The sequence below is a fragment of the Achromobacter sp. ESBL13 genome (assembly GCF_036668755.1).
GTDB lineage: Bacteria > Pseudomonadota > Gammaproteobacteria > Burkholderiales > Burkholderiaceae_B > Achromobacter.
In genome coordinates this window covers 239,457-265,840 of the sequence record NZ_JAZEVT010000001.1, presented here as the reverse complement: position 1 = coordinate 265,840, position 26,384 = coordinate 239,457, and the positions used below count along the sequence as shown (strand labels likewise).

Annotated in this window: 23 protein-coding genes; 10 read left to right on the top strand and 13 right to left on the bottom strand. The window is 66.4% G+C overall.

Translation table 11 applies throughout. The features are described 5' to 3' along the window. Nucleotides 1–7 precede the first annotated feature (7 nt). The 4 genes from nikC to ggt all read right to left on the bottom strand — a co-directional run bounded on the left by nikC (nucleotide 8) and on the right by ggt (nucleotide 5,154). The gene (gene nikC / locus V6F88_RS01245) at nucleotides 8–895 is read right to left on the bottom strand and encodes a nickel transporter permease (RefSeq protein WP_310027474.1); all 888 of its coding nucleotides are present in this window, start codon (nucleotides 893–895) and stop codon (nucleotides 8–10) included. After that, a complete protein-coding gene (locus V6F88_RS01240; RefSeq protein WP_332607552.1) occupies nucleotides 892–1,836 on the bottom strand; it encodes an ABC transporter permease in 945 nt (314 codons plus the stop codon). Before V6F88_RS01240 ends, nikC begins: the two co-directional genes overlap by 4 nt. A 136-nt stretch (nucleotides 1,837–1,972) precedes the next feature. Next, entirely contained in the window at nucleotides 1,973–3,487 is a 1,515-nt protein-coding gene (locus V6F88_RS01235; RefSeq protein WP_332607551.1) for an ABC transporter substrate-binding protein, read from the bottom strand. Between the two features lie 38 nt (nucleotides 3,488–3,525). After that, nucleotides 3,526–5,154, bottom strand: coding sequence for a gamma-glutamyltransferase (gene ggt / locus V6F88_RS01230; protein WP_332607550.1), 1,629 nt, complete (start codon nucleotides 5,152–5,154; stop codon nucleotides 3,526–3,528). 113 nt (nucleotides 5,155–5,267) lie between these two features. On the opposite strand from ggt, the gene V6F88_RS01225 reads away from it, so the two are divergent. Continuing rightward, nucleotides 5,268–6,170, top strand: coding sequence for a LysR family transcriptional regulator (locus tag V6F88_RS01225; RefSeq protein WP_332607549.1), 903 nt, complete (start codon nucleotides 5,268–5,270; stop codon nucleotides 6,168–6,170). 3 nt (nucleotides 6,171–6,173) lie between these two features. Here the strand turns inward: V6F88_RS01225 and V6F88_RS01220 are convergent, their stop codons facing one another. The 5 genes from V6F88_RS01220 to V6F88_RS01200 form a co-directional block, all read right to left on the bottom strand. After that, complete coding sequence (locus V6F88_RS01220) at nucleotides 6,174–8,345, bottom strand: phosphocholine-specific phospholipase C (protein ID WP_332607548.1); 2,172 nt, start codon at nucleotides 8,343–8,345, stop codon at nucleotides 6,174–6,176. A 35-nt stretch (nucleotides 8,346–8,380) separates the two neighbouring features. After that, nucleotides 8,381–8,581 (bottom strand): hypothetical protein, encoded by a 201-nt coding sequence (locus tag V6F88_RS01215; protein WP_046804613.1) that lies wholly within the window; start codon nucleotides 8,579–8,581, stop codon nucleotides 8,381–8,383. 21 nt (nucleotides 8,582–8,602) lie between these two features. Then, a complete protein-coding gene (locus tag V6F88_RS01210; protein ID WP_332607547.1) occupies nucleotides 8,603–10,621 on the bottom strand; it encodes an alkaline phosphatase family protein in 2,019 nt (672 codons plus the stop codon). 130 nt (nucleotides 10,622–10,751) lie between these two features. After that, on the bottom strand, nucleotides 10,752–12,869 hold the full coding sequence (locus tag V6F88_RS01205; protein ID WP_332607546.1) for a PhoX family protein: 2,118 nt from the start codon (nucleotides 12,867–12,869) through the stop codon (nucleotides 10,752–10,754). 522 nt (nucleotides 12,870–13,391) lie between these two features. Continuing rightward, nucleotides 13,392–15,371, bottom strand: coding sequence for a PhoX family protein (locus V6F88_RS01200; RefSeq protein WP_332607545.1), 1,980 nt, complete (start codon nucleotides 15,369–15,371; stop codon nucleotides 13,392–13,394). 335 nt (nucleotides 15,372–15,706) lie between these two features. Here V6F88_RS01200 and V6F88_RS01195 point away from each other — a divergent pair, with 335 nt between their 5' ends. Continuing rightward, nucleotides 15,707–16,153 (top strand): hypothetical protein, encoded by a 447-nt coding sequence (locus V6F88_RS01195; RefSeq protein ID WP_332607544.1) that lies wholly within the window; start codon nucleotides 15,707–15,709, stop codon nucleotides 16,151–16,153. Between the two features lie 45 nt (nucleotides 16,154–16,198). Here V6F88_RS01195 and V6F88_RS01190 read toward each other — a convergent pair whose 3' ends face one another. Together V6F88_RS01190 and V6F88_RS01185 are read right to left on the bottom strand one after the other, a co-directional pair. Then, nucleotides 16,199–16,360: a hypothetical protein gene (locus V6F88_RS01190; protein ID WP_006218955.1), complete on the bottom strand. Its 162-nt coding sequence runs from the start codon at nucleotides 16,358–16,360 to the stop codon at nucleotides 16,199–16,201. 211 nt (nucleotides 16,361–16,571) lie between these two features. Beyond that, nucleotides 16,572–16,991 (bottom strand): hypothetical protein, encoded by a 420-nt coding sequence (locus V6F88_RS01185; protein ID WP_332607543.1) that lies wholly within the window; start codon nucleotides 16,989–16,991, stop codon nucleotides 16,572–16,574. Nucleotides 16,992–17,033: 42 nt separating this feature from the next. Between V6F88_RS01185 and gspG the strand changes: the two genes are divergently transcribed. The 8 genes from gspG (at nucleotide 17,034) to V6F88_RS01145 (ending at nucleotide 22,462) form a co-directional block, all read left to right on the top strand. Further along, nucleotides 17,034–17,462, top strand: coding sequence for a type II secretion system major pseudopilin GspG (gene gspG, locus V6F88_RS01180; protein WP_046804609.1), 429 nt, complete (start codon nucleotides 17,034–17,036; stop codon nucleotides 17,460–17,462). Next, nucleotides 17,434–17,922 (top strand): type II secretion system minor pseudopilin GspH, encoded by a 489-nt coding sequence (gene gspH, locus V6F88_RS01175; RefSeq protein WP_332607542.1) that lies wholly within the window; start codon nucleotides 17,434–17,436, stop codon nucleotides 17,920–17,922. Before gspG ends, gspH begins: the two co-directional genes overlap by 29 nt. Nucleotides 17,923–18,022: 100 nt before the next feature. Continuing rightward, on the top strand, nucleotides 18,023–18,421 hold the full coding sequence (gene gspI / locus V6F88_RS01170; RefSeq protein ID WP_332608911.1) for a type II secretion system minor pseudopilin GspI: 399 nt from the start codon (nucleotides 18,023–18,025) through the stop codon (nucleotides 18,419–18,421). Further along, nucleotides 18,418–19,038, top strand: a complete 621-nt coding sequence (locus V6F88_RS01165) for a prepilin-type N-terminal cleavage/methylation domain-containing protein (protein ID WP_332607541.1) — start codon at nucleotides 18,418–18,420, stop codon at nucleotides 19,036–19,038. Before gspI ends, V6F88_RS01165 begins: the two co-directional genes overlap by 4 nt. Continuing rightward, nucleotides 19,035–20,021, top strand: coding sequence for a type II secretion system minor pseudopilin GspK (gene gspK, locus V6F88_RS01160; RefSeq protein ID WP_332607540.1), 987 nt, complete (start codon nucleotides 19,035–19,037; stop codon nucleotides 20,019–20,021). Before V6F88_RS01165 ends, gspK begins: the two co-directional genes overlap by 4 nt. Beyond that, a complete protein-coding gene (gene gspL, locus V6F88_RS01155) occupies nucleotides 20,018–21,070 on the top strand; it encodes a type II secretion system protein GspL (protein ID WP_332607539.1) in 1,053 nt (350 codons plus the stop codon). The genes gspK and gspL overlap by 4 nt, the downstream gene beginning before the upstream one ends. Then, a complete protein-coding gene (gspM, locus tag V6F88_RS01150; protein ID WP_332607537.1) occupies nucleotides 21,067–21,666 on the top strand; it encodes a type II secretion system protein GspM in 600 nt (199 codons plus the stop codon). The genes gspL and gspM overlap by 4 nt, the downstream gene beginning before the upstream one ends. Nucleotides 21,667–21,703: 37 nt before the next feature. Next, entirely contained in the window at nucleotides 21,704–22,462 is a 759-nt protein-coding gene (locus V6F88_RS01145; RefSeq protein WP_332607536.1) for a type II secretion system protein N, read from the top strand. Between the two features lie 12 nt (nucleotides 22,463–22,474). Here the strand turns inward: V6F88_RS01145 and gspE are convergent, their stop codons facing one another. Further along, complete coding sequence (gene gspE / locus V6F88_RS01140) at nucleotides 22,475–23,902, bottom strand: type II secretion system ATPase GspE (protein ID WP_332607534.1); 1,428 nt, start codon at nucleotides 23,900–23,902, stop codon at nucleotides 22,475–22,477. After that, entirely contained in the window at nucleotides 23,899–26,310 is a 2,412-nt protein-coding gene (gene gspD, locus V6F88_RS01135; protein ID WP_332607533.1) for a type II secretion system secretin GspD, read from the bottom strand. The genes gspE and gspD overlap by 4 nt, the downstream gene beginning before the upstream one ends. Nucleotides 26,311–26,384: the final 74 nt, after the last annotated feature.

Genomic DNA, 26,384 nt, shown 5'->3' with positions numbered 1-26,384 from the left:
ATAGTCATTACTTTTCCTGACGCGGATCGAGCGCGTCGCGCAACCCGTCGCCCAACAGATTGAAGCCCAGCACCACCAGGAAAATGGCCGACCCGGGGAAGATCGACATCCAGGGCGCCTGGGTCATGAAGTTCTTGGCCGTGTTCAGCATCGAGCCCCACGACGGCGTCGGCGGTTGCAGGCCCAGCCCCAGGAACGACAGGCTGGCCTCGGCAATGATCGCCGTGGCGATGGTGATCGTGGCCTGCACGATCAGCGGCGGCATCACGTTCGGAAACACGTGCCGGCCGATGATGCGCAAGTCCGACGCGCCCAGCGCCCGCGCGCTTTGCACATAGTCTTCGTTCTTGACGGCCAGCACCTGCCCGCGCGTCAAGCGCACGAACTTCGGCGCGGCCGACACGCCGATGGCGATCATCGCGTTCGTCAGGCTGGGGCCCAGAAAGGCGGCCAGCGCAATGGCCAGGATCAGGAACGGAATCGCCAGCAGCGCTTCCGTGGCGCGCGAAATGATGCTGTCCGTCCAACCGCCGAAGTAGCCGGCGGCCAGGCCGAACGGCACCCCGACCACCAAGGCGATCAGCACCGACACCAGGCCCGCCATCAACGACGCCCGGGCGCCATAGACCATGCGGCTGAAAATGTCGCGGCCCAGCTCGTCCGTGCCCAGCCAGTACGACGCCGACGGCGCTTTGCGGATGGTGGTGAAACTGGTCTGCAAGGGATCGTGGTTGGCGATAAAAGGCGCCAGCACCGCCAACAGCACAAAGAACGCGACGATGGCCAGGCCCAGCATCGCGATGTGATTACGTTTGAATTTTCCCCAGGCGCGGTTGCGGCTGCGGGGCGGCGTGACGGCAGCGGCCGTTGCCGGGGTTGTCGTGGTTGCGCTCATGAGTGCCTCAGGCGGGGGTTGACCAGGATGTAGAGAATGTCGGCCAGCAGGTTCATCAAAATGAAGCCCACCGCCACGCAGAGCACCACGCCCTGCACCACCGCGTAATCACGGGTGAACACCGCGTCCACCACCAGCTTGCCAAAACCCGGAATCGTGAAGACCTGTTCCGTCAGCACCGCGCCGGCCAGCAGTTCGCCGAACAGCAGCGTCACCAGCGTCACGATCGGCATCAACGCATTGCGCAGCGCATGGCGCAACACCACCTGGCGCGGCGACACACCCTTGGCGCGCGCCGTGCGCACATAGTCGGCCGACAACGCTTCCAGCATCGATGAACGCGTATGCCGCATCAGGTACGCCGCGATGGCCGTGGACAGCACCAGCGACGGCATCAGCATGGTCTTGATCGACAGCCAGAAATCTTCGGCGGGCGACACATAGCCCGATGCCGGCAGCAGCTTCCATTGCACCGACACCACCATGATCAAAATGATGCCCAGCCAGAAGTTGGGGATCGACATGCCCGACAACGCCGCGATGTTCGCCCCCATTTCAATGGGTTTGCCCTTGCGCACCGCAGCCAGAATCCCCATGGGAATGCCGACCAACAGCGCAAAGAACATCGCCATGGCGGCCAGCTGCAACGTCACCGGCAGCTTCTGCGCGATCAGCGTCGTGACCGGCACGTCGGTGCGCAGCGACTTGCCCAGGTCGCCTTGCAGCACCTGCCCGGCCCAGGCCGCGTACTGCATCGGCAGGGGGTCGTTCAGGCGGTATTTGTCGCGCAGATAATCCAGCACGGCCGGGTCGCGCTCTTCACCGGCCAAGGTCAGCACCGGGTCGCCCGGCAAGATTTTCTGCAGCATGAAGACGATCATCGACACCAGTATCAGTGTCGGTATCGCGACGATCACGCGGCGCAAGATAAGTTTGAGCATGTGGGGAAAACCGTATAACAGGAACGGCGGACGGCATCAGGCCTGCATCACCTGGCGCGCGTCCGCCGCAAAAAGCCAAAGGACGCGTTGCCGCGTCCAACGCGCGCGGCAGCCATGGGGCCGCCGCGCCTCGTTCTTACTTCTGGGCGAACGTCACGCCCTTCAGGCGGATCATGCCATCCGGGTACGGCGTGAAGCCCTTGACCTTCTTGCCCATCGCGAAGGGCCACGGCTGGTAGTAGTTATACACGCCGGGCAGCTCGTCCTGGATGATGGTCATTGCCTGCTCGTAGATGGCCTTGCGGCGCGTCTCGTCGGGGACGGTACGCGCTTCGTTCAGCAGCTTGTCCACTTCCGGGTTGCAGTAGTGGCCGTCATTCAGCGCGCCCTTGCACGTCACGAAGGCGTGGATATTGCCGTCCGGGTCCACCCGGCCCGACCAACCCAGCATGACGATCTGGAAGTTGCCGCCCGACGCTTCCTTTTGCAGCGCCGCGTATTCGGTCGGGCGCAGCGACAGGTCAAAGCCGGCCTCGGACGCCATCGCCTGCACGATCTCGGCAATCGACGACGTGGTCGTGTTGTTGCCGAACACGAGTTCGGCCTTCACGCGTTCCACGCCGGCCTGCTTCAAGAGCGCCTTGGACTTCGCCACGTCACGCTGGGTAACGGGGAATTTGTCGCTGTGATAGGGGCTTGCGGGCGGGAACGGCTGTTGCGCCGGTTCAAAGATGCCGCCGCCGGCCACTTCGTTGATGGCGTTGCGGTCGATGGCGTACTGGAACGCCTGGCGCACCAGCTTGTTCTTGAACGGGTTGTCTTCAGCGCGCTTGCCGTTGCCCACGTTGAACATGAACTGCTGGAAGCCCAGGCCCGCCACCGGCGCAAACGTCAGGCTGGCGTCGGTCTTGACTTGCGGCGCGTCGGACGGGTTCAGGCGTTCAAGCAAGTCCAGGTCGCCGGCGCGCAGGTTCGACAGGCGCACCGTCGTGTCGGGGATCGGCAGGAAGGTGACGCGTTTGAACGCGTAGTCCTTGGCGCCGTAGTACTGGTCAAACTTTTCCAGCACGATGCGGTCGTTCTGGATGCGCTCGACAAACTTGTACGGGCCCGAGCACACGGGCTTGCGGCCCACGGCGGCCACGTCGGCGTCGGTGAAGGTCTTGGGCGACAGCATCATGCCGGCGCGGTCGGACAACTGCGCCAGCAAGGTGGCGTCCGGCTTCTTCAAGGTCAGCACCAGCGTCGTGGCGTCGGGCGCGTCCACTTTTTCCACCGAGCCCAGTTCGCCCTTGCGCAGGCTGTCCGGCAACGACATCGCGCGTTCCAGGTTGGCCTTGGCGGCCGCGGCGTCGAACTTCGTGCCGTCATGGAACAGCGCGTCGTCGCGCAGCTTGAAGGTCAGCACCTTGTTGTCCGGGCTGAACGACCACGACGTGGCCAGTTGCGGCACAAAGTGCAGTTTGGGGTCGATGTCCACCAGCTTGTCGCACAGCGACGTGAACACGATGCGGCCCACGTACGTGCGGGCGCGGTGCGGGTCCAGCACGTCCGGATCTTCCTGCAGGCCGATGCGGATGTTCTGCGCGCTGGCGGCGCCGGCGGCCAGCGCCAGCAGGCTGGCGCCAAAGGTCAAGGTTAAGCGTTTCATTGTGAGTTTTCCCCTTGTAGCTTGCGAGCGATTTGGTCTTAGAAGCCGACCGCCTGGCCGTCGCGACGGCTGTCGCTGGCGGCGACATAGCCCAGTTCGTTGTCGTTTTCCGACATGCGCCAGATGAACTGGCCGGCGCCAAAGTCCATGTACGGATCGTCAACGGACTTCAGAGCATGCCCCAGGTCTTTCAAGCCCGCAATGGTGGACGCCTTCATGTTGGTTTCAATGTCCAGCGTGAAGTCGCGGTTGACCTTCCAGCGCGGCGCGCAGCACGCGGCCTGCGGGTTCTGGTGGTAGTCGATCATGCGCACAACCGTCTGCATATGGCCTTGCGGTTGCATGTCGCCGCCCATCACGCCAAAGCTCATCACCGGCTTGCCGCCGCGCGTGAGGAAGCCCGGGATGATGGTGTGGAACGGGCGCTTGCCGCCTTCCACCACGTTGGCCGACTTGGGATCCATCGAGAAACCCACGCCCCGGTTCTGCATGCTGATGCCCGTGCCCGGCACGACCACGCCCGACCCGAAGCCCATGTAGTTGGACTGGATGAACGAGATCATCATGCCGTTTTCGTCGGCGGCGGTCAGGTAGATGGTGCCGCCGGCATGCGGGCGGCCGGCTTCGAAATGGGTGGCCTGGTCCAGGCGGATCAACTTGGCGCGGCTGTCCAGGTAAGCGTCCGACAGCATCTGCTCGGGCGTCACCTGCATGGCGCGCGGGTCGGCCACGTATTTGTACAGGTCGGCAAACGCCAGCTTCATGGCTTCGATCTGGATGTGCTGCGACTGCACGGAATCCACGGGGATGTCCGACATATCGAAGCGTTCCACGATGCCCAGCGCGATCAGGGCGGCAATGCCCTGGCCGTTCGGCGGGATCTCGTGCAGCTCGTAGCCACGGTACGACTTGGAAATGGGCTTGACCCAGTCCGGACGGTAATTGCGCAGGTCTTCCAGCGTCATCGCGCCGCCGCATTCCTTGCTGAAGGCGGCGATGCGTTCGGCCAGCTCGCCTTCGTAGAAGTCGCGGCCCTTGGATTCGGCGATGCGGCGCAGCGTGTTGGCGGCGTCCGGAAAGCGGAAGTGTTCGCCGACCTTGGGCGCGTGGCCCTCGGGCATGAAGGCGGCGGCATAGCCCGGCTGCGACTTCAATTCGTCGGCGGCGGCGGCCCACTTGTGCGCCACCACCGGCGGCACGGCATAGCCGCGTTCGGCGATTTCGATGGCCGGTTCGAACAGTTGTTCAAACGGCAGCTTGCCCAGCTTTTCGTGCAGCGCGGCCCAGCCGGCCACCACGCCCGGGACCGTCACGGCGTCCCAGCCGCGCTTGGGCTGGATGGCCAGGCCGTCGGGGCCCGTGCCGTACTTGGCCTTGAAGTACTCGGTGTTCCAGGCCGCCGGAGCCACGCCCGACGAATTCAAGCCATGCAGTTCCTTGCCGTCCCAGACGATGGCGAAGCAGTCGCCGCCCAGGCCGCAGGACACCGGTTCCACCAGCACGATGGTGGCGGCGGCGGCAATGGCCGCGTCAACGGCGTTGCCGCCCTTGAGCAGCATGCGCAAGCCCGCCTGGGCCGCCAGCGGGTGCGACGTGGACACCACGTTGCGCGCGAACAGCGGAATGCGTACGGAAGGATACGGATTGACCCAGTCAAAGGTTTTCATGGCTTGTCTCTAAACGGTCTGAACGGTTAAGCAGGCGAAGGTACTCTCGTGATCTAATTAAATCAATTTGATTTTTTGTTCCGTCATAAAAGAATTTTTTATGGGTCACGGCGATGAGCACCATCCGGTTTTTACGCACTTTCCTGGCCGTCGCGCACCATGGCTCTTTTTCCGAAGCGGCCGAGCAGGTGGCGCTGACCCAGGCCGCCGTCAGCTTTCAGATGCGTTCATTGGAAGCCGAGCTGGGCCGGGAACTGTTCGACCGCAGCGGCCGACTTGCCATTCTTAACGCAGCTGGCCGCGAATTGCTACCCGAAATCAAGCATTTGCTGGATTTATACGACCGGATGAGGCTGCCCCGAACCGTGCCGGGTGAACTGGCCGGGTCGGTATCGGTGGGCAGCATCGTGTCCTGCATGGGCACCTTGTCCAAGGTCGTGTCCGGGCTGAAAAAGGCGCACCCCAAGCTGGACGTGCGCATTTTGTCGGGCAAGGCCAGCGAACTGGCCGGCAAGGTCGAAGACGGCGAGCTGGACGCGGCCTTTCTGGTAGAGGCGGGCCGCAAGATGGCCAGCACGCGCTGGACCCCGCTATATGAAGAGCAGCTGGTGGTGATTGCGCCGGCGTCAGCTACCGGCGAGGACGCCCGCCAGGTGCTGGCCAACAACCCCTTCCTGCGCTTTGACCGCACCCAGCGCACCGGCTTGCAGATTGACCGGCTGCTGCGCCGCCTGGCGGTGCCGATCAATGAATTCCTGGAACTGAACGCCATCGAGACGCTGGTGGAACTGGTGCGCCAGGAAGTCGGCGTGACCCTGCTGCCGCTGATCAACGGGTCCAACTGGCAGCACAGCCCCGAACTGCGCATCCTGACGCTGCCGCAAGATTTAGGCCCGCTGTCGCGGGCCGTCGGCATGCTGGAACGGCGCGAACATGCGCGCCAGAGCATTACGGCGGCGATTTGCGAGGCGTGCGCCACGGCCTTCCGGGCGCGCGAACCGCAAACCGCCGCGTAAGGCTTACATGCCCATCGCCGGATCGGTGATGGACGGCTTACCGGTTTCCACGTGGCCGGCAAAGCGGCGCAGGTAGGACGGGTCTTCCGCCAGGCGGGCCGTGAAGTCGTACCAGTGGCCGCTGCCTTCCAGCGCCCAATGTTGTTCGACCTTGCTGCCGGCCGGCACGGTCAGCGTCCAGCGCTCGTTATTGCTGTAGTAGGCGTTGGGCGTGACGTCGAACGTGCAGGCGTCCTTGCCGCTGTTGATGAAGCTGACATAGACGTCGCCATTGGCGATGTCATAGCAGACGCGGATTTCCGGGTCCAGCTGCGACGTGCGCGCCAGCGCCAGGTCGCCCGCGAAATGCCGGTGATAGCCGTTTGGCCCCAGCACCCACAGGTCGTACTTGCCGCCGTCGGCCGCCGTGTCCCAACTGCCTTCCAGCTGCTTGCCCGGCTCCACCGTATAGCGGCGCGGCAGGCGGTCCAGATGCAGGCGGTCATACACATGGAAAACCGCCGCCTGCTTGCCCGTGTTGGAAAACAGCAGCCACATGTTGCCGGTGGTGGGCTGGCTGCGCCCGCTTGTGTGCAGCTCGTAGGGCAGCGCACGGGCGTAGCGGTAGCCCTGCTCCTGCACCGGCTTGGCCTGCGCCGAGGTGTCCGGCAAGGGCACGGCGGTCAGCGCCTGCTGGGCGGTTCGCAGCTGGTCGGCACCGGACCGGGTCAGGATGTTCAGGTCTGGCAGCTTTTCGTCGTTGGGGGTGGCGAAGTTGAAAGCGGACGTCAGGTCGCCCAGCACGGCGCGGCGCCACGGGCTGATGTTGTCTTCCGGCACCCCGAAGCGCGCTTCCAGGAAGCGCAGCACCGAGGTGTGGTCGAACGCCTGGGAATTGACCCAGCCGCCACGGCTCCACGGCGACACCACGTACATCGGCACACGCGGGCCGGGGCCATAGACGCGGTTGTCGGCCGCGTCTTGCGCCGAGGCGTGCGTGTGGCGATCCAGGTCGGTGTTGACGGTGGACGCGCCGGCCATCGAGCCGTCGGGGTTCAGCGACGGCGCGGCGGGCGACGGCACGTGGTCGAAGTAACCGTCGTTCTCGTCGAAGTTGATCAACAGGACGGTCTTGCTCCAGACGTCGGGGTTGGCCGTCAGCGCATCCAGCGTTTCCTGGATGTACCACGCGCCCTGCACCGGGCTGGACGGGCCGGGGTGTTCGGAATACGTGGCGGGCGCCACGATCCACGACACCTGCGGCAAGGTGCCGTTGTTGACGTCATCGCGCAGCGATTGCAGGAAGCCGCCGTCGGGCATGGTATTGGCCGTGCCTTTGTACAAGGGGTTGGCGCCGTCCATGCTGGGCGTCCAGGCCGGGTACGGCGAACCGTCTTCGGCGTTGCCTGCCTGTTCGTTGGCGCGGCGGTATTGCTGGAAACCGGCCAGAGAGTTGTCGCCAAAGTTCTCGGGCAGGTTCTGATAGACCTTCCAGCTGACGCCGGCCTTTTGCAGGCGTTCGGGATACGTCATCCAGGTCCAGCCCGTGGTGGACGCGCCCAGGCTGTCCCACTGGTTGCGGGTCGACGGGCCGTTGCCCTGCGCCAGCGGATCGTTGGTGCCGGTCCACAGGAACAGGCGGTTGGTGTTGGTGCCGCCGTGGGTGGAACAGTGGTAGGCGTCGCACAGCGTGAAGGCTTCGGCCAGCGAAAACTGGAACGCCACCTCGTTCTGGCGGTAATAGCCCATGGACTGGTTCTGCTTGTAGCGCGGCCACTGGTCCATGCGGCCACCGTCCCACGCCATCTGCGCGTCCATATAGTCGTGCGGCGTGCCGGACACGCGCTGCGCGTTGCCCTGCGTGCTGTCCAGGTGATACGGCATCACCACGCGGGTGCCGTTGGTCTGTTCCCACACCGAACGGTTCTGCGGCAGCGGGATCGTCATGCGGTCGCCAAAACCGCGCACGCCCTTGTACGTGCCGAAGTACATGTCGAACGAGCGGTTCTCCTGCATCAGGATCACCACGTGTTCAACGTCGTTGATCGTGCCGGTGCGGTTGTTGGCGGGAATGGCCAGCGCGCGGCGGATGGCCGGCGGGAACATCGACAGCGCGGTCAGGCCGGCAGTGGATGCGGCGGCATTGCGCAGGAAGCGGCGCTTGCCGGCGTGGATCGGGTCTTTTTCGGACTTCACGGATGCTATTCCTAGTGATCGATAAGAAGCGCGGCTCAGGGCGCGCAACGCAGTTCGGGCTTGGCCGGGGTCGGCGGCGTCACCGGCGTTTCGGTGCCGCCGTTGCCGGGCGTGCCGGCGCCGTTATCCGGCTTGCTGTCATCGCCGTCGTCGCCGCCACACGCGGCCAGGGCCGCGGTCAACATTAGCACCGCGCCGGCGCGCACGAAACCGCGCAATATCAGGGACTTGCTCATGGTTTTTCTATCCTTGCCACATCAGGGAAACAGGTCGGAAACGGACTTGCCGGACAGCGCCAGGGACTTCACTTCCGTCTCGGTCAGGGCGCGCGACCAGAAGGCCAGGTCGTCAAAATTCATCGTGTACGGGCCCTTGGTGCCGGCGCAGCAGATGCCGTAGGTGCCCTTGCCGTCTTCGTTCAGGCCGATGTGCGGGCCGAACAGGCCGGCCACTTGCGCCAGGTTCACCGAGCCCGTGGTCACGTTGCGACGCAAGAAACCGATTTCGCTGTCGTACACGTACGCCGTCATCATCTTGGCGGGCTTGTCGATGGTCATGGCGATGTACACGGGCTTGTTCGGCGTGAACTTGATGCCGTTGATATCGGCGCGCGCGCCGCCACCGGCCACGTTGAAGCGCAGCTCGGGGCCGGCCCACTGGGCGATGGTGATACCGGGGTTGCCGCCGGAGTTGTAGTCCTTGTTGCCCAGGATCGAGCGGTCGTTCGCCGTGCCGTCCGACTGATACCAGAAGCCGATGGTGAACACCGGAACGCTGTCCAGCATGCCGGCCGGGTAGTCCAGCTTGAACGCGCCCAGGGCGGCCGAGCCACGCTCGTTCTTGAACATCTTGCCGAACACGCCGCCGTCCGCGAACGCGGGCGCCTGTACGCCGTCATACGGGGTGATCGCGCCGCCGCCCGCCGCGATGTCGGTCACGTTGCCTTCAAACGGGAACAGCATCGTCAGGCCTGTGCGCAGCGACGCCAACAGCGGCACCGGCTTGGCATACACCACCGACGCATGCGTGGCGCTGCTGGCGCGGCCCGCCGACACGGTGTAGGTCAGCGTGTGCACGCCTTCCGTGTCGAACGTGAAACCGCTGTCGGTATAGGCGGCGTCGGTGCCGGGCAAGCGCGCGACCTCAACGCCGTCGCGGCTGACCACGATCTGGCCGTCGGGTTCGCCCACGCGCACCCACGACAGCGTCACGCTCTTGTTGTCCATGGACGTGCGGGCCGACAGGCGGCGCAGCGCCAGGGCTTCGGACAAGGGCGTACCCGCCATGTCGTACTGGCCGGTGGCGGGCAAGGCGCCCAGGTGCGCCAGCATCGTGGGGGCCACGTCGGCGGCGCTAGGCAACGCGTACCAGTTGCTGTCCCACGCGCCGTCGAACGAGGCGTCATCCGCGCTGCCGCCCAACAGCGTGGGCGGGTTGCTGGCCAGGAAGATGGTCTTATTCGCGGACAAGGGCAAGCCATCGGCCACGCCGGTCTTGCCCAGGCCATGGCTGGACGCCACCACCATCAGCCAGTTCTCGTTCGGATGCGCGGCGCGGCGCTCGGCGATCTGCCTGGCCAGCACGCCGATGGCCGCGTCCGTCTGGCGGATCACGGCATCGTAGTTGGCGGTAAAGCCGTTGTCCGAGGCCGCGCGTTCGGGTGCGCCGAACTGCGCAACCACCACGTCATAGCCTTCAGTGATGCGGTCGCGCGCCTGCGAGGCCACGCAATCGTCCACACCCGCGCAGTCCGTCAGCGCTTGCAGGTAACCCGCGTCGCGGTCGCTACCCACCAGACCGGCCAGCAGCGGCGAATTGAATGCGCCGGCCGTGCGCGCGTCAGGGTGCGCCAGCTTGATGCGCTGAAACAGGCTGGCCGCCTTCATCGCCTGCCCGGCCGCGTTCGAGCGCACGCCGTGCACGTCCGCCCACTGCCCCGTCAACAAAGTGGCCCAGCCGGGCGCGGACAACGTGGGCTGCTGCGTGACGTCGCCGGTCACGCCGCCCGTCCAGGCGCGGGTTGCGGCAAGCGCGCCGATGTTGGCCAGGGACTTGTCGGCCACGCCACGGCGCATGGCGTCATAGGTCAGGCCGTCCACGCCGATGAACAGCACCTTGTCGGCGCGCGGCGCGGCCGGTTCGCTGACCGGCGGTTGCGTGGGCGGCGGCGGCGCGCTGGCGTCGCCGTCATCGCCATCGTCACTGCCCCCACAGCCCGCCAATGCGCTGGTGGCCAGCAACACGGCGCACCATCTTCTCCAATCCATTGTTCGCATGCTTCTCTTCTCGTTTCATGAACACGGTTTACGCTGCGCACAGTGTGGCCAGCGAACGTGAAAGGCCCATGAAACAAAGAGCAGAAAGCTTGATCGACGGATCAGAAATTTTTGCAAGGCGGCGGGTGGATCAGGCGCCGATCTTCACCGCTGTCAGATACCCGACGGATGCGCCCCGGCCGTTGCGGTACTTGGCCTTGACCAGCGGTTCCAGCACGGGCCGCACCACATCGTGTACGTCGTTCCAGTCCGCCGTATGCTGGAAACTGCTGGTGATGTAGGTCCAGCCATTGATGTCGTCCACCGCGTGCAGCCCCGTGGATTCCGCCGCCACCGGGCAGGACAACAAGCGCGACAGCACACGCGTATCGACGTTGAACGCCCACAAGAAACTATTGACCCGGCCCATGCTGTCCTCGCCCACGAACAGCGTGCGCAGTTTCTCCGAGAACTTCAGGTTGTCGGGGTTGGATATCCGGTCGCTGCGGTGGCGGTTGCCCAAGGCGTCGGGCGCGGCCAGCATCGCGCCCACCAGTTCGGGCACGGCGCCCATGTCCACCGGCACCCATTCGCTGTCGATGCCCCGCCCGTCCGTGTCCACCTGCCCGGCTTGCAGCCGCAGTTGATAGACCGCGCCCGCGTCCGGGCCTTCTACGTGCAGGTGCGGCGAGGTGCCGTCCACCATGGACGTTTCGATGTGCGCCATCGCGGTGTACGCGATCTTGTCCTGAGCGTTGACCGTGGTGCCCTCCATCTTGGTAAAGGCCAGCGTGCCGCCCGCCAGTGCCGCGTACCGATGCGTTTCCAGAAAGGCAGCGGCCTGGCGACGGCCGGGCTTCAGGCGCACCCAGTTGTTCTTGCCATCAAAACGAATGCGGGTGTAGGCCGGGTTCTTGGGGTCGGCCGTGCGCACGTCCATGATGTCGGCGGCGACCAGCTCGTCGGCCAGTTCCTTGACCTCGGCGCTGGTCGCATGGCCCAGCCGGATCCACGTCAGCGTCCCGGCGCCGGGCCCCTTGCCCGATGTCTGCGTCCAGCGGGCCACGTACAGCGTGCCCGAGGACAGATCCGCGCGGCGGTCTGCCACGAACATGAACAGCCCGCCGTTGGTGGCGTCGTCGCCCATCAAGGCGGTGCGCTGGTCTGGCATGATCTGCACCAGTTCATGCGAAATGCGGCCCATGCAGTAGTGTTTTTTGATGCTGCCGGTGCCGTCCGGCTGCACGGTGATTTCGGGCAGGTGGCCGTAGTGATACGGGTTGGCGCGACGGGCGTCGCCATACAGGTGGCGACTGAATGCGCGGAACGATGCCGAGGTGCGCGCGGTGGTGGCGTCGGGCTCGTATTCTTCGCTGGATAAATGCGTATTCCAGGGCGACAAGCTGGCGCCGCAGGTCACCCACAGGCCATGCACGCGCGAGGTATCCACGTTGCTGTAGCGCACCAGGGTCAGTCGGCCGGTTTGCAGGTCTTGCGACAGCGTCAGCACCGCGATCGGCGATGGCAGCCGCGCCCACATGTCGTCGCCGGCCCGATTGCGCGACAGGTATTCGAACTGCACGACGGCGTAGACGGTGGCGGTGGCAGTGGCGGCGGGCGCGGGTGCCGCGGTCGTCGTCGAAGGTCTCGGGGCCGAGGCCGTCGCTTGTGGGGTCGCCGCTTTCAGGGGGGGTGTCGAAGGCGCGCCGCAGGTCGTCGGCGGACCCGTTGCGCCGTCGGCCTCGCCAAGCGGGCCGGCCAGTGTCAGCAGCGACATGCCATCCGGGCAGTCGGAAAAGAACGGGCGAGCGCGGCCGGGCACGGACGTATCGATGATGGGTGCGCCATGGATATCCAGATATCCGCCCGCCAGCACCATGCCACCCTTGCCGTCCGGCACGCGGTCCCCGGTCATGAAGAAGGCTTCGTAGCCCAGTTGCACGCGGCGCCGCGATCCGTCGGCGAAGACCAGGTCCATCGCGGATTCCACCGTCGTGCGCGCCATGCCTTCCGGCTCGGACAGGCCGGGCGCGGGCATGGAGATGAATTCGGCGGAAACGAACGGCGCCGCGCCCGGCGTGGCGAGGGATGGCCGCGCGATGGGGGTGGCGCTCGGCAATGCGGGGGTGCCGTCCTCTGACGCCCGCGCGGGGTGGCCGGCGAACAAGCTTGCCGCGCCCGCGGCACTGGCCGCGCCCAGCGGCAGCATGGGCGCGCCGCCCAGCATCTTCAATAGTCGGCGACGCTGTGTGTGATCAGGATTTTTCATGTGAACGCTCCCAGGTTCAAAGGCGAACAAGAACCGGCAATGCGCGGACAGGCGCGGGCGGAGGGGCAAGCCCGATTGCAGGCCCGGTTGCAGGCCCGGTTGCAGGCCGGGTTGCAGGCCCGGTTGCAGGCCGGGTTGCAGGCCCGGTTGCAGGCGCAGTCGCAGGGCCGGTTGCAGGCCCCGTCGCAGCCCCAATTGCAGACCCAATCGCGACGCCGACCGCAAACGCCAACGGAATCGCAAACGCCTACGCCAGCGCCAGCGCGACTGGCAACGCATGCCGGAAGACGCATCAACGGCATCAGGCAAGCCTGACGCCGCCGAGTGTAGGAGCGCGCCGACCACAGCATGGTCAGCGTTACACCTGTGAAATGATTGCCGATGCCCGAAATGCATAAGGGACCGGCAAGCCGGTCCCTTATGTCTTCCCTTAAACCGCGCGGCATCCCCGGTGGGCCATGCCGCGCTCGAACGTCCGGTCTATTGGCTATTGGCTATTGGCGGTTGCGTTGGGCCGGGCGCTTACGCGCCGATCTTCACGCCGGTCAGGTAGCCGACCGCCGCGCCAAAGCCGTCCTTGTAGTTGGCCTTGACCAGCGGTTCCAGCGTCGGCCGTACCACCGCGTGCACGCCGCCCCAATCGGCCGCGTGCTGGAAATTGCTGGTGATGTAGGTCCAGCCGTTGATTTCGTCCACCGCCTGCAAGCCGGTCGATTCCGCCGCGACCGGGCACGACAGCAATCGCGACAAGGCCTTGGTGTCGACGTTGTACGCCCACATGAAGTTGTTGACGTGGCCGCCGCTGTCCTCGCCCACGAACAGCGTACGCAGCTTTTCCGAGAACTTCAGGTTATCGGGATTCGACACGAAATCGGCGTTGTGCGTGTTGCCCAGCGCGTCCGGCGTGGCCAGCGGCTTGCCGATCAGCTCCGGCACGGCCGCCATGTCCACGGGCACCCATTCGCTGTCGATGGCGCCGCCATCGGTATCGGCCTGACCCGCTTGCAGATGCAGCTGGTACACCGCGCCGGCCGAGTTGGCTTCCACCTTCAAGCCCGCGACCTTGCCGTCGATCATCGAAGATTCAATGCGCGACATCGCGCTGTAGGCGATCTTGTCCTTGGCGTTGACGGTGGTGCCTTCCATCTTGGTGAAGGCCAGCGTGCCGCCCACCAGTGCCGCATAGCGGTGCGTTTCCAGGAACGCGGCGGCCTGGCGGCGGCCGGGTTGCAGCTTGACCCAGTTGTCCTTGCCGCTGTAGCGAATCTTCGTGAACGAGGCGTCGGCCGGGTCCGTCGTGCGCACGTCCATGATGTCGGCGGCCGTCAGCTGGTCGGCCAGTTCCTTGACCTCGGCGCTGGTCGCATGGCCCAGCTTGATCCACTTCAACGTGCCGGCGCCCGGGCCCGTGCCCGACGTTTGCGTCCATTGCGCTACGTACAAGGTGCCGGCCGACAGATCGGTCGCGCGGTCGGCCACGAACATGAACAGGCCGCCGTTGGTGGCGTCGTCGCCCATCAGCGCGGTGCGCTGGTCCGGCATCATCTGCACCAGCTCGTGCGAGATGCGGCCCATGCAGTAGTGCTTCTTGATCGTGCCGGTGCCATCCGGGTGCACGGTCACTTCGGGCATGTGGCCGTAGTGGTACGGGTTGGCCTTGTTGGGGTCGCCATACACGTTGTTGCTGTAGGCCTGGAACGACGGCGTCGTGCGTGCCGTGGTTGCATCGGGCTCGTATTCTTCGCTGGACAGATGTGTGCCCCACGGCGACAAGCTGGCGCCGCAGGTGATCCACAGGCCGTGCACCGACGACGTGTCCACGTTGCTGTACTTGACCAGGCTGAGCTTGCCCGTATTCGGGTCTTGCGACAGCGTCAGCACGGCGATGGGCGACGGCAGCAAGCCGTACATATCGTTGCCGGCCTGGTCCATCGACTGGTATTCAAACTGCACCACCGCGTACACGGCGTTGCCCGCCACGCCCGGCACCGTGGTGGGCGCGGACAAGGCCAGCAGCGAGGTGCCGTCGGGGCAATTCGAGAAGAACTGGCGCGCGCGCGCGGGCACCGAGTTGTCCATGATGGGCGCGCCTGCCAGGTTGAAATAACCGCCCGCGACGGCGGTGCCGCCCTTGCCGTCGGGCACCGTGTCGCCGGTGATGAAGAACGGTTCGTAGCCCAGTTGTACGGTGCGCTTGGAGCCATCGCTGAACGTCAGCGCCATGGCCGAGCCGACCGTCGTGCGCGCCATCAGTTCGGGGTTGGCCAGCGTGGGCGCGGCCATCGGCGTGAACGATGCCGACGTGAACGTCACCGGTGCGGGCTGCTGCGTGCCGGGGCCGGGATTGGGCTGCGGATTGCCCGTGGCGTCATCGTCATCATCGTCGCTGGAATTACAGCCGGCCAGCAACGCAGCCATGCTGACGCCGCCAATCGGCAGCATCGGCGCGCCTCCCAGCATCTTCAGGAGTCGGCGGCGATTGGCTTGATTCGTGTCTTGCATGCGGGTTCCCATTGGATCGGATAAATGCCCGGCCGTTGACGCCGAGCGGTGCCCGCATGCTAGATAGGCGCCGTGTAATCACAATGACAGAATGCTGTACGCAAGCTGAATCGACACAGCCGGTATGCATCGCGCGATTGTCACGAAGCGCCGCTATAGTCAGGCGCGTTGCTTCACCGATTCGCCGCTTCACCGCTGCACCGCTGCACCGCTTCACCGCTTCACCGCATGACCGCTTCACCGCCTCACCGCTACCCCGCATGACCGCTGCACCGCTTCACCGTTCCATCGCTTATCCGTTCCACCGCCTAACCGCCCAACCGTTTGTGTCCGCCATGCCCCTGTCGTTTCGCCCCGCCCTACCCTCCGCCCCCGCCGCGCTGCGCGTGATTGCCGTGCTGGCATTGGCCGCCGGCTTGGGTGTCTGGGCGTCGATCTTGCTGGCCCCGCGTCCGGGCGCGCTACCGCCCGCCGTGTCCGCGGCCCCGCCGCGCGCGGCCGACAACACACCGGTGGCGCTATGGTTTGGCAAAGATGAAGTGATGCGCACGCAGATCAGCGTGCTGGGCCTGATCGCGGCCGGCCCGGATGGCGCGGCGGTGCTTAGTGTGGATGGTGGCCCGCCCTTGGCGTGGCGCGCGGGCGCCGAAGTGGCGCCTGGCATCGTGCTGCGCGATATCGCAGTAGACGCCGTGACGGTCGAGCAAGGGGGAAGATCGAATCGCCTGCCAACGCCCGCCGCGCTGGCGGCGCCAGCAGGCATTACGCAGGGAAAAGAATGATGCGGGGTTGCAGACCCGGCGGCGCGTCCTTACCGCGCCCGCCGATCAGCGCTTACGGCCTGCGGGACGCCCCATCTGCTTGCGTCCCGCCATGTTCGACAGGGAAGATCCCGTCGGCTTTTGCGTGGCGGCAGCCAGCTTCTTCTGTTGAAGCGCCTTTTCAACCAACGCTGCCAAACCAGTCGAAGACTTCTCTTTTGTAGCCATTACCGCTCCTTGTAGAAGGGCCATGGTAGCAGGCGGGAGGCTTGCACCGATTCCCGCCGCTGATGGCGAAGACACTATCGGGCCCATTCAGGGGCTTCGATCAATATTCCGGTGTGTGCCCAACCGCCGCAGAATCGCCACGGAACCGTCCATTTCGAATGGGATTTGCCAGGACTTGTTGGCCAGCACGTCTATTTTCAGGATGCGCGGGTCAAAGCAGCCGGTGATCGAGTGCATTCTCAGCTTGCTGGGTTGCGGGCAACGCATCAAATCGCGAATGGCGTACGGGCGCACGGCAGATGGCGTAGGCAACATCGGCGGCGTTTCTTGAAATGGCTTCAAAGGTATTGGCCAGCACTTCGTTGCTGGCCACGGTGTCTTCGATAGCGCGCAGCAAGTGCAGCGAACGGCTGCTGTCGGCCCTGGCGCCCTCGACAATGAAGGCGATCAAGCCGCTATGAGAAATGATGGACCGCATGAGCGCTTCCGTTTTATCGGCGTCTTGCGACCCGAAGCAAGACATTTGGAAAGTATAGACACAAAGCCAAAGCCGCCACCCGTTGTGGGAAGCCGCAATGCCCGGGGTTTTTGCCGCCGCCACGCCAACGCAAGCATTACTGTCATATTTCATGTCCACAATCCCGGGCTTCTACTAGAAGACCGGAGTCGTAAAGTGCGTCAGTTACCGCGCGGGCTTGCCCGTCAGCAAGGTTTCACCCTGATCGAGATCATGGTGGTGATTGTGATCATGGGGATCCTGGCGGCCCTGATTGTGCCGCGTGTGCTGGACCGCCCGGACCAGGCGCGCCAGGTGGCGGCGCGGCAGGATATTGCGGGCATCATGCAGGCGTTGAAGCTGTACCGGCTGGACAACGGCCGCTATCCGAGCACGGCGCAGGGCCTGCGCGCGCTGGCTGAAAAACCGGATGGCGCGTCGAACTGGCGCGGCTATCTGGACAAGCTGCCCAATGACCCTTGGGGCCATCCGTATCAATACCTGAGCCCGGGCGTCAAGGGCGACATCGACGTGTTCTCGTTTGGCGCCGACAACAAGCCCGGCGGGGAAAGCGGCGATGCCGACATTGGTTCCTGGGAACTCTGAACGCGGCTTCACGCTGGTCGAGGTGCTGGTGGTGCTGGTGATCGTGGCCATCGCGGCCAGCATGGTCAGCTTGTCGATTGGCAAGCGCGACAACGGCCTGCGGACCGATGCCCAGCGGCTGGCGGACGCGTTCACTGTGGCGCAGAGCGAGGCACGCAGCGATGGCCGGTCCATCCGCTGGTTGGCCGGCGACACGGGCTGGTCGTTTGAACGCGCGGGCCGCCCACCCGGCCCCAGCGCCCAGGAAAACGTGGTCGTGCCAGTGGATCGCCTGGAAGGCGACGACATGCTGCGCCCGCAAACCTGGCGCGCGGGTGCCGTGCAATTGCGGCTGACGCCCGATCGCCCGTTGGTGTTCAACACCGAATGGGTCGCGGATCCGATCAGGCTGACCCTGCACGCGGGCGACGCCACGGTCACCCTGCAACGCGACGCCGCCGGCCGTTATGAGATCCAGTGAATTTTCCCGCCGCGAGGGCGAACGATGCGATGTGGACGTTCCGACGGACTTGGACGCCTTGCCCGATACGGGCGGCTCGCCCGAGGCCCCCGCTCTCGACATGACCCGCGCCATCCCCCCCCGCGCGCGCCGTGAACGCGGCTTCACGCTGATCGAGGTCTTGGTGGCGCTGGCCATCATCGCCGTGGCGATGGCCGCCGCGCTGCGCGCCACGGGCGTCATGACGGCCAACAACCGCGCCTTGCAGGACAAGACGCTGGCGCTGCTCGCCGCGCAGAATGCCTTGACCCAATTGCGCCTGGAACAAAGCCTGCCGCGTGCCGGCTCGCAAACGGTGCCCTGCCCGCAAGGCGGCCGCGCGTTGCAGTGCGAGCTGGTCTTCACCAATTCCATGAACCGCAGCTTCCGCCAGGTATCGGTCAACGTCCATGATGCGGCCTCGGCACGCCCGGACGCCGTGCTGCTGCAATTGGACGGCCTGCTGTCCAGCCTGCGATGACGATGCAACGTCCCGTTTCCCGCGCCGCCCGCCAGGCGGGCTTCACGCTGATCGAAGTGCTGGTCGCGTTGGCCTTGATGGCACTGGTCAGCCTGATGGCCTGGCGCGGGCTGGCCAGCGTGTCCGGCGCGCGCGACTGGATCGAGCAGCAAGCCGAAGACACCGACGCCATCGTCCGCACGCTGGGGCAGATGTCGCGCGATGTGGAACTGTCTTATTCCGGCCCCGGCTTCGACGCAGCGGGCAAGGACGCCGTCACGCTGACCAGCGGCGTGCGCCTGCTGCGCCAAAGCCAGGGCGGCCAGACGCTGGAACTGCTGCGCCCCGACCCGGACGGCAACGGCCTGTGGCAACGCGTGCAGTGGCAGGTGCGCACCGACGGCTTGTGGCGCGTCAGCGGCCCGCCCGCGCCGCGCAGCCCGCTGCCCGCCGCCGTCAACGGCGTACTGCTGCTGCCTGGCGTCAAGACGTTGAGCCTGCGCGCCTGGGTGCCCGGCGTGGGCTGGGCCAACGCCAACGCCAGCTTCGGCGCGCCGCCCACCGGCATCGAAATCGCGCTGGAACGCGGCGCGCCCGGCCAGGCGCAGCGCTACACGCGCATCCTGGAGCTGCCATGATGCGCCGCCGCAACGCGCAGAAAGTTGCCGGTGCATGCCACCCAGGCAAGCGGCAACAGGGCGCCGCCGTGATCAGCGCGCTGATCATTGTTGCCATTGTTGCGGCCTTGACCACCAGTCTGTTCCAGCGCCAGACGGCCAGCACGCGGCGCGTGGAAAACGAAATGGCGCGGGTGCAGGCGCGCGTGATGCTGGCGGGCGGCATCGATTGGGCGCGCCTGGTCATCCGCGATCACGGCAAGCGTGAAGCGACCACGCGCGGCGACCAGATCTGGGCCACGCCCATCCTGGACACGCGCATCGAGCGCCCGGGAGACGATCGCGTTGCCGTGTTCTCGGGGCGTGTGCAAGATGAACAGGGCAAGTACAACCTGAGCAATCTGGCGCGCAATGGCGTGCCGCAACCCGAGCAGGAAAAGGTGTTGCGTCGGCTGCTGGCCGCGCAGCAACTGCCCGATACCCTGGCGCCGCGCATCATCGACATCATTGCCCTGGCGCAGCCGCCCGCCCTGCCCGCCGATGCGCCGTCTGCCCCCAACGGCCAACCCGCCACCGCGCCGGACGCGCGCGCACCGCTGCCACGTGGCGTGGACGACATCGCCGCGCAACTGGGCTTGGAACCGACGGTGCGCGACGAGATGCGCCGCACCATGACCGTGCTGCCCATTGCCACCAGCGTTAACGTCAACACCGCGCCCGCCGAAGTCATCGCGGCGTTGGTGCCCGGCCTTTCGCTGGGGCAGGCGCGCGCGCTGGCGGGCGAGCGGGATCGCGGCAACTGGTTCAACAACGCGGGCGACTTCGCCAACCGGCTGGCAAGCACCGGCGTGGACGCGCCCGCCCCCACCGTCACCACGGCCAGCGGCTGGTTCCTGGCCAGCGGCACCGTCGTCTACGAACGCGCGCGAGTCGCCATGCAAGCGCTGGTGCGCAGCGCGCCGCCCGCAGCGCCCGACACGATATGGACAAGAGAAACTCCTTGAAAAACGCCTTGCGCATCGCGCTTGCCCCTTTGGATGAATTCGGCGCCGATTCCCCGCTGCCCTATGCCTGGTTCGACCGGCGCGGGCGCTGCGCCCGGCAAGGCGAGTTGCCCTTGCACGCCTTGGGCAACGGCTATCCGAACGCGGTATGCGAAGCCGTGCTGCATCCGGCCGACGTGATCGCCACCACCATCCGCGTTCCCTCGGTACCCCGCGCCCGCTTTGCCGCCGCCGTGCATAGCGCGCTGGAACCCCTGGTGCTTAGCGACCTGGACACGCTGGCCATCGGCTTCAGCCCGCGCGCCGCCGATGGCAGCGTGGCGTTGGCGTGGTCACCGCGCGAACCGGTGCGCCGCGCGTGGGCGTTGCTGAGTGCGCACGGCCTGCGTGTCGACGCGCTGATTGCACCGCAGACGCTGGTTCCGACGGTGGCCGGTCCGTCCTCGGAGGCGTCCTCCACCCCTTCCTTCGCCTTCGACGCCGATCTATCCGCCACGCCCCTACGCGATCCGGCCGACCCGCGCTGGCTGGCCCCGTCGCCGTCGTGGTCGCTGGCGATGCCGCGCCTGGCGCCGGTGCGCGCGTCGCGCTGGCGGCCCGTGTGGCGTTGGGGCGCGGCGGCGGCGGTGGTGTGGGTTGCGGGGTTGAATCTCTACGCCTCGCGGCTCAGCGCTGAAGCCGACGCCCTGACGGCGGGCATGCGTCAGCAGGTGCTGGCGGCGTTTCCTGATCTGCCTGTGGTGCTGGACCCCGCGCGGCAGGCGCAGCAAGGCCTGGACGCGCTGCAAGCCAATCGCGGCGCGGCCAGCGCGGGCGACTTCCTGCCCCTGGCGCGCGCCGCCGCCCAAACGCTGCCCTTTGCCGCCGACAAAGTCGCGCGGCTGACGTACGCCGACCAGGCGCTGACGCTGCAATTGGCCGACGCGGGGGCCGACGCGCAGCGCGTCTCCGAAACGCCCGCACTGATCCAGCAAGCCGCCGCCCTGGGCCTGAAGCTGGAACGCGGCGACACCGACAACACCTGGCGCATCACGCGCAAACAACCATGACCGCCCTTGAACGCCTGCATCGCCAGTGGCAAACCGCCGCCGGCACGTTGCGCAACACCGTAGACCCCACCCTGACCCGCGCGCGCCATCGCTATCAGGCGCTGGCCCCGCGTGAGCGGCGGCTGGTGACGGTTGCCGCCGCGCTCGTCGGCGTCGCGGTGATCTTCGTCACGCTGATCGAGCCGCCCCTGAAAACCGTGCGCAAGCTGCAAGTCGAGCTGCCCGCCCTGCGCGGCCAGGCCGCGACCGTGGCCGACTTGACGACGCAAGCCCGCGCGTTGCGGCAACGCTCGGCCACGCCGGTTGCTGTCGCCCCCACGCCCGCTGAATTAAGCGCCAGCCTGGAAGGCGCGGCGCTACCGGCTGCGATGTGGTCCTTGGGCCAGCCTGAATCCGGCAAAGGCGTGCGCTTGACGTTGAACCAGGCGCCGTCGTCCGCGTTGCTGCGCTGGCTGGATGGCGCCGCACGCGATTGGGGCCTGCAAACACAGCAAGTCGAATTGACGCGTGCCACCAATCCCAATGGCCGTCCGCTGCCGGGCCTGGTCAATGGCCACATTACGTTAGCCCCCGCCGGTGCGGGGGCCGGCCGCTGATGCCGACCCTTTCATTCAATATGCGGGGTGCCCGCTGATGGCGCGCCTCGCTTTCAACAAGCGGACTGCCGCCCTGTGGCTGGCCGGCGGCGTGTGTTTTCTGGCGGGTGCCGCCAGCGTGCTGCCGGCGCGTTGGCTGTTGGCGATGCAGCCGGACGATTCCTTGGTTTCGCTGGCGGATGCCGGCGGCACCTTGTGGCAAGGTAGCGCGTGGGTGGCGCTGGGGCCACCGGGGTCGCGGCGCGTGTTGCCGCAACCCGTGCAATGGCAGTGGCGCTGGGGCGCGATGGCGCTGGACATCACGCACCCGTGGTTGCAAGCCCCCCTGCGCGCGCGCGTGGGTTGGACCGGGGTGTCATTGCCCGCGCAATCGTTGCGCGTGCCGGCCACGGTGTTACCGGCGCTGGGCGCACCCTGGAACACGCTGGCGCCCGACGGCATGCTGGAAATCAATTGGCAAGCGCTGCGCCTGGGCGGCGACTTGCCCACCGGCAATATCGCGGACCTGCGCTGGCGTAACGCCGGCACCGCGCTGACATCCATCACACCGGTGGGTACCTACCTGCTGCGTCTGCAAGGCGCGGGAAAGTCCGGTGCAACATTGGCGCTGACGACGGAAAGCGGCCTGCTGACGGTTACGGGCCAGGGCACGGCCGGCCCGCGCGGTGTGCGCTTTGAAGGCAAGGCCACGTACGCGCCGGGTGCCACCGACGCCCAGCGGGCGGCGCTGGACGGCCTGATGTCCACCCTGGGCCGCCGTTCTGGCGATACGGTCGTTTTCAGCACGGGAAAATAGCAAACAGCCCGATCAAGCGTCGCGCGTCACCCGCACGATTTCCTCGGGTGATGTCTGCCCGCTGTCGACCCAGCGTTGGCCGTCTTGCCGCATCGTTCGCATGCCGGCGGCCATGGCGGCCTGGCGCAGTTCGCGTTCGTCGCGGCCTTCGTGGATCAAACGGCGCGCGTCGTCGTCCACGGTGAACAGTTCGTGGATGCCGGAACGGCCGCTATAGCCCGTGTGATTGCACGCCGGGCAACCCACGGGATGAAACACGCGCACGCCATCCTGCATCGACGGCTTCTTGCATTCCGGGCACAGCTTGCGCACCAGCCGCTGCGCAAGCACCCCCAGCAGCGACGAAGCCAGCAGGAAGGGTTCCACGCCCATGTCCGTCAGCCGTGTCACGGCCGAGACCGCGTCGTTGGTGTGCAGCGTCGCCAACACCAGGTGGCCCGTCAACGACGCCTGCACCGCAATCTGCGCGGTCTCCAGGTCGCGGATCTCACCGATCATGATCACGTCCGGGTCCTGCCGCAAGATGGCGCGCAGGGCCAGCGCGAAGCTCATGTCGATTTTGGCGTTCACCTGCGTCTGGCTGATGCCGGACAAGTCGTATTCGATCGGGTCTTCCACCGTCAGGATATTGCTGGTGGCCGAATCCAGCCGGCTCAACGCGGCATACAGCGTCGTGGTCTTGCCGCTGCCCGTCGGCCCCGTCACCAGTACGATGCCGTGCGGCTGCCGGATCAAGCGGTCCAGCTGCGTCAGCACATCGGGGCACATGCCCAGGCGCTCCAGCTGCAAGCGCCCCGCCTCTTTGTCCAGCAGGCGCAACACCGCGCGTTCGCCGTGGCCGGTGGGCAAGGTGGACACCCGCACGTCGATCGGCCGGCCGCCCACGCGCAGCGCAATGCGGCCGTCTTGCGGCAAGCGCTTTTCGGCAATGTCCAGGTGCGCCATGATCTTGATGCGCGAGATCAACGCCGCGTGCAGCGCCTTGCGCGGCGACACCACGTCGCGCAAGGTGCCATCCACGCGATAGCGAACCACCGAGTGCGTCTCGAAGGGTTCGATGTGGATATCGCTGGCGCCGTCGCGCGCGGCCTGCGCGAACAGCGCGTTGATCATGCGGATCACCGGCGCATCGTCCTGCGCTTCCAGCAGGTCGGCCACTTCGGGCATGTCCTGCAACAAGCGGTCCAGGTCGATTTCGTTTTCGGCCACGCCCATGACCGACGCGGCGTCTTCCGAATGGCTATAAGCCGCCGTCAAGAGCGTTTCCAGGGCCTCGTCATCCACCCGAGCCAGCGCAATGTCGCCATGGCAGCGGCGAATTTCGCGCACCGCCCATTCCGGCGTGCGCGGGCTGACGGTCAACTGCGCCTGCCCCGCGCGCAGCGACAGCACGGCGCGCTGCGCGCGTGCCCAGGCATAGGGCAAGGGGTGCGCGCTCATAGCAGCGACTCGGGGTCCACCGCCACGCTGTGCATCAGCGCGCCGGACACGCGGATCGGGCGCGCGGCATCGCGGGTGGCGTTCGCGCCCGGATACTGCCGCACGGCAAACGACTGCACCGTGGTGGGCGGCGGGCGGCGCAGCGTGTCGGCTTGTTGTTCGGGACGCAGGTCATAGGCGTTGTTCGACACCGACGGAGCCGAGCCCGGCGGCGGCAGCATCGGCGCCTGCATGTCGGGCAGCGCCCAATGCTGGCCCGGTTGCGCGGAGCCCTGCGCGCGGCGCATGTAGTCGTAGCGGTCCATCGTGACGCTGGCGCTGCGGTTGGCGTCGCGCACCACGTAGGGGCGCAGGAACACCATCAGGTTGGTCTTGGTGCGCTTGCGCGTGTCGTAGCGGAACAGCGAACCGATCACGGGCAGCGAGCCCAGGCCGGGCACGCTGTTGGACGTCAAGGTCACGTTGTCTTCCAGCAAGCCGCCCAGCACGATGATCTGGCCGTCGTCGATCAGCACGCTGGTATCGATGGCGCGCTTGTTGGTCACAATGCCCGTCGTGGCGTTCGAGCGGCTTTCGTCGATGCTGCTGACTTCCTGGTAGATGTCCAGCTTGACCGCGCCGCCTTCGGAAATCTGCGGGCGGATGTTCAGCTTCAGGCCCACGTCTTCGCGTTCGATGGTTTGGAACGGATTCGAACTGCCGTTGCTGCCCGACGTGACGTATTGGCCCGTCACGAACGGCACCGTCTTGCCCACCAGGATGCTGGCCGACTGGTTGTCCAGCGTCAGCAGGTTCGGCGTGGACAGGATGTTGGCTTCGCCCGTGTTCTGCATGGCGCGGGCCAGCACGCCCAGGTTGATGACCTGGTTGCCCAACACGTCCACCGTGCCCTTGACCACGCCCAGGCTCAGGCCGCTGCCGATGGCGTCGATGGACGTGGGCCCGGTGCCCGTGATGCCGCTGCCGCCCAGGTTGGTGCCGCCGATAAAGCTGGTGCCGTTGCTGTTGATATTGCCGGCGCCCGTCATCCACTGGATGCCGAATTCCGCCGCCTTTTGCTCGCTGACTTCAACGATCAGGCTTTCCACCAGCACCTGCGCGCGGCGTTGGTCCAGCTGGTCGATCACTTCACGCAAGCTGCGATACAGCGGTTCGGGCGCGGAAATGATCAGCGAATTGGTGGCCGGGTCGGCCTGGATGGTGGCGCCGCCGGCCGAATACGACACGGCTTGTGTGCTGTTGTCTTCCCGCGCGATGCGCTCTTGCTCGCCCGACAAGCCGCCCTTGGACGAGCCCGACATGGCCCCCATGCCCTGCCCCGCCGGCACGTTGCCGGCCGAGGTGTTTTGCGCGCGCGCGCCGGGCTGGGCACCGCCCGTGTTGCTGCCTGCCGCGCCGCCCGAGGCGCCGGGCGCCGCATTGGCCTGCCCGGTCAGCAAGCCGCCCAACACTTCGGCGATGCGCGTGGCCTGCGCGTTGCGCATGTAGACCACGTGCAGATTGCCGGCACGGTTTTGCTGCGCGTCCAGCTTCAGGATCAGGTCGCGCGCCAGCCGCGTGCGCGCCGGGCTGCCCGAACGCACCAGCACGCTGTTGCTGCGCGGGTCGGCCACCACCGCGATGCGCTGCGTGGGGTCGCTGCTTTGCGTGTCCAGCAATTGCGAGGCCAGGATGGCGATGTCGGTGGCAATGCCGGACTGCACCGGCACCACGTCGGTGTCGATGGAACTGGGCACGTCGATGCGCGCGATGACTTGCGCGATGCGTTCCAGGTTGTCGGCGTAGTCGGTGACTACCAAGGTGTTGTTGCCGGGGTACGCGTTGATGGGGTTATTCGGCGGCACCATGGGGCGCAGCACCGGCACCAGGTTGGCGGCGTTTTCGTACTTCAACGGAAACACGCGCGTCAGCATCTCGCCGCTGCTGCCCGCACCCTTGGCAAACGCGGACACGGGCACCGGGCCACGCGCGGCGTTGCCAGCTGGCGCGCCTGCTACCGCCTGCGCGGGACGCGTCTGAGCTTGCCGCGCCTGGCTCGGCGGCGTATTGCCCACCACCGCGCTGCCTTGCAGCTTGGCGTCGGCTTCGGGCACGACGCGCGTCACCCCGTCCACGTCCACAATTGCAAAGCCCTGCAGCCGTAACGCCCCCGTCAGCATGGCCAGCGCCTGCCCGCTATCAACGGGTCGGTCCGACACCAGCGTCAGCTTGCCCTTGACGCGCGGGTCCACCAGGAAGTTGCGCTGCGTAAACAACGACAGCGCGCGCAACACGGCGGGGATGTCGGTGTCGACGAAGTTCAAGCTGACACGGTTGTCCGTTTGTTGAGCATGGGCCGTGCTGATCGCCGGTCCGATTTGGCTTGCGATGAGCAAGGCGGCAAGGCTGAATTGCGCGATGTGACGCATGACGAGATAGGTGCCTTCAGACGTGAATGCAAGTGTGAAAAAACGTGAAATCGCGTCGGAGTATACGGGGTGAC

Coding starts and splice junctions, on each gene's coding strand:
- gspH (WP_332607542.1), top strand. CDS start 17,434: ATGCCGACATTGGTTCCTGGGAACTCTGAACGCGGCTTCACGCTGGTC.
- V6F88_RS01190 (WP_006218955.1), bottom strand. CDS start 16,360: ATGGCTACAAAAGAGAAGTCTTCGACTGGTTTGGCAGCGTTGGTTGAA.
- V6F88_RS01210 (WP_332607547.1), bottom strand. CDS start 10,621: ATGCGAACAATGGATTGGAGAAGATGGTGCGCCGTGTTGCTGGCCACC.
- gspM (WP_332607537.1), top strand. CDS start 21,067: ATGACCGCCCTTGAACGCCTGCATCGCCAGTGGCAAACCGCCGCCGGC.
- V6F88_RS01205 (WP_332607546.1), bottom strand. CDS start 12,869: ATGAAAAATCCTGATCACACACAGCGTCGCCGACTATTGAAGATGCTG.
- V6F88_RS01165 (WP_332607541.1), top strand. CDS start 18,418: ATGACGATGCAACGTCCCGTTTCCCGCGCCGCCCGCCAGGCGGGCTTC.
- V6F88_RS01195 (WP_332607544.1), top strand. CDS start 15,707: ATGCCCCTGTCGTTTCGCCCCGCCCTACCCTCCGCCCCCGCCGCGCTG.
- nikC (WP_310027474.1), bottom strand. CDS start 895: ATGAGCGCAACCACGACAACCCCGGCAACGGCCGCTGCCGTCACGCCG.
- ggt (WP_332607550.1), bottom strand. CDS start 5,154: ATGAAAACCTTTGACTGGGTCAATCCGTATCCTTCCGTACGCATTCCG.
- V6F88_RS01200 (WP_332607545.1), bottom strand. CDS start 15,371: ATGCAAGACACGAATCAAGCCAATCGCCGCCGACTCCTGAAGATGCTG.
- V6F88_RS01240 (WP_332607552.1), bottom strand. CDS start 1,836: ATGCTCAAACTTATCTTGCGCCGCGTGATCGTCGCGATACCGACACTG.
- V6F88_RS01145 (WP_332607536.1), top strand. CDS start 21,704: ATGGCGCGCCTCGCTTTCAACAAGCGGACTGCCGCCCTGTGGCTGGCC.
- gspI (WP_332608911.1), top strand. CDS start 18,023: ATGACCCGCGCCATCCCCCCCCGCGCGCGCCGTGAACGCGGCTTCACG.
- V6F88_RS01215 (WP_046804613.1), bottom strand. CDS start 8,581: ATGAGCAAGTCCCTGATATTGCGCGGTTTCGTGCGCGCCGGCGCGGTG.
- gspK (WP_332607540.1), top strand. CDS start 19,035: ATGATGCGCCGCCGCAACGCGCAGAAAGTTGCCGGTGCATGCCACCCA.
- gspD (WP_332607533.1), bottom strand. CDS start 26,310: ATGCGTCACATCGCGCAATTCAGCCTTGCCGCCTTGCTCATCGCAAGC.
- V6F88_RS01185 (WP_332607543.1), bottom strand. CDS start 16,991: ATGAAATATGACAGTAATGCTTGCGTTGGCGTGGCGGCGGCAAAAACC.
- V6F88_RS01225 (WP_332607549.1), top strand. CDS start 5,268: ATGAGCACCATCCGGTTTTTACGCACTTTCCTGGCCGTCGCGCACCAT.
- gspE (WP_332607534.1), bottom strand. CDS start 23,902: ATGAGCGCGCACCCCTTGCCCTATGCCTGGGCACGCGCGCAGCGCGCC.
- V6F88_RS01235 (WP_332607551.1), bottom strand. CDS start 3,487: ATGAAACGCTTAACCTTGACCTTTGGCGCCAGCCTGCTGGCGCTGGCC.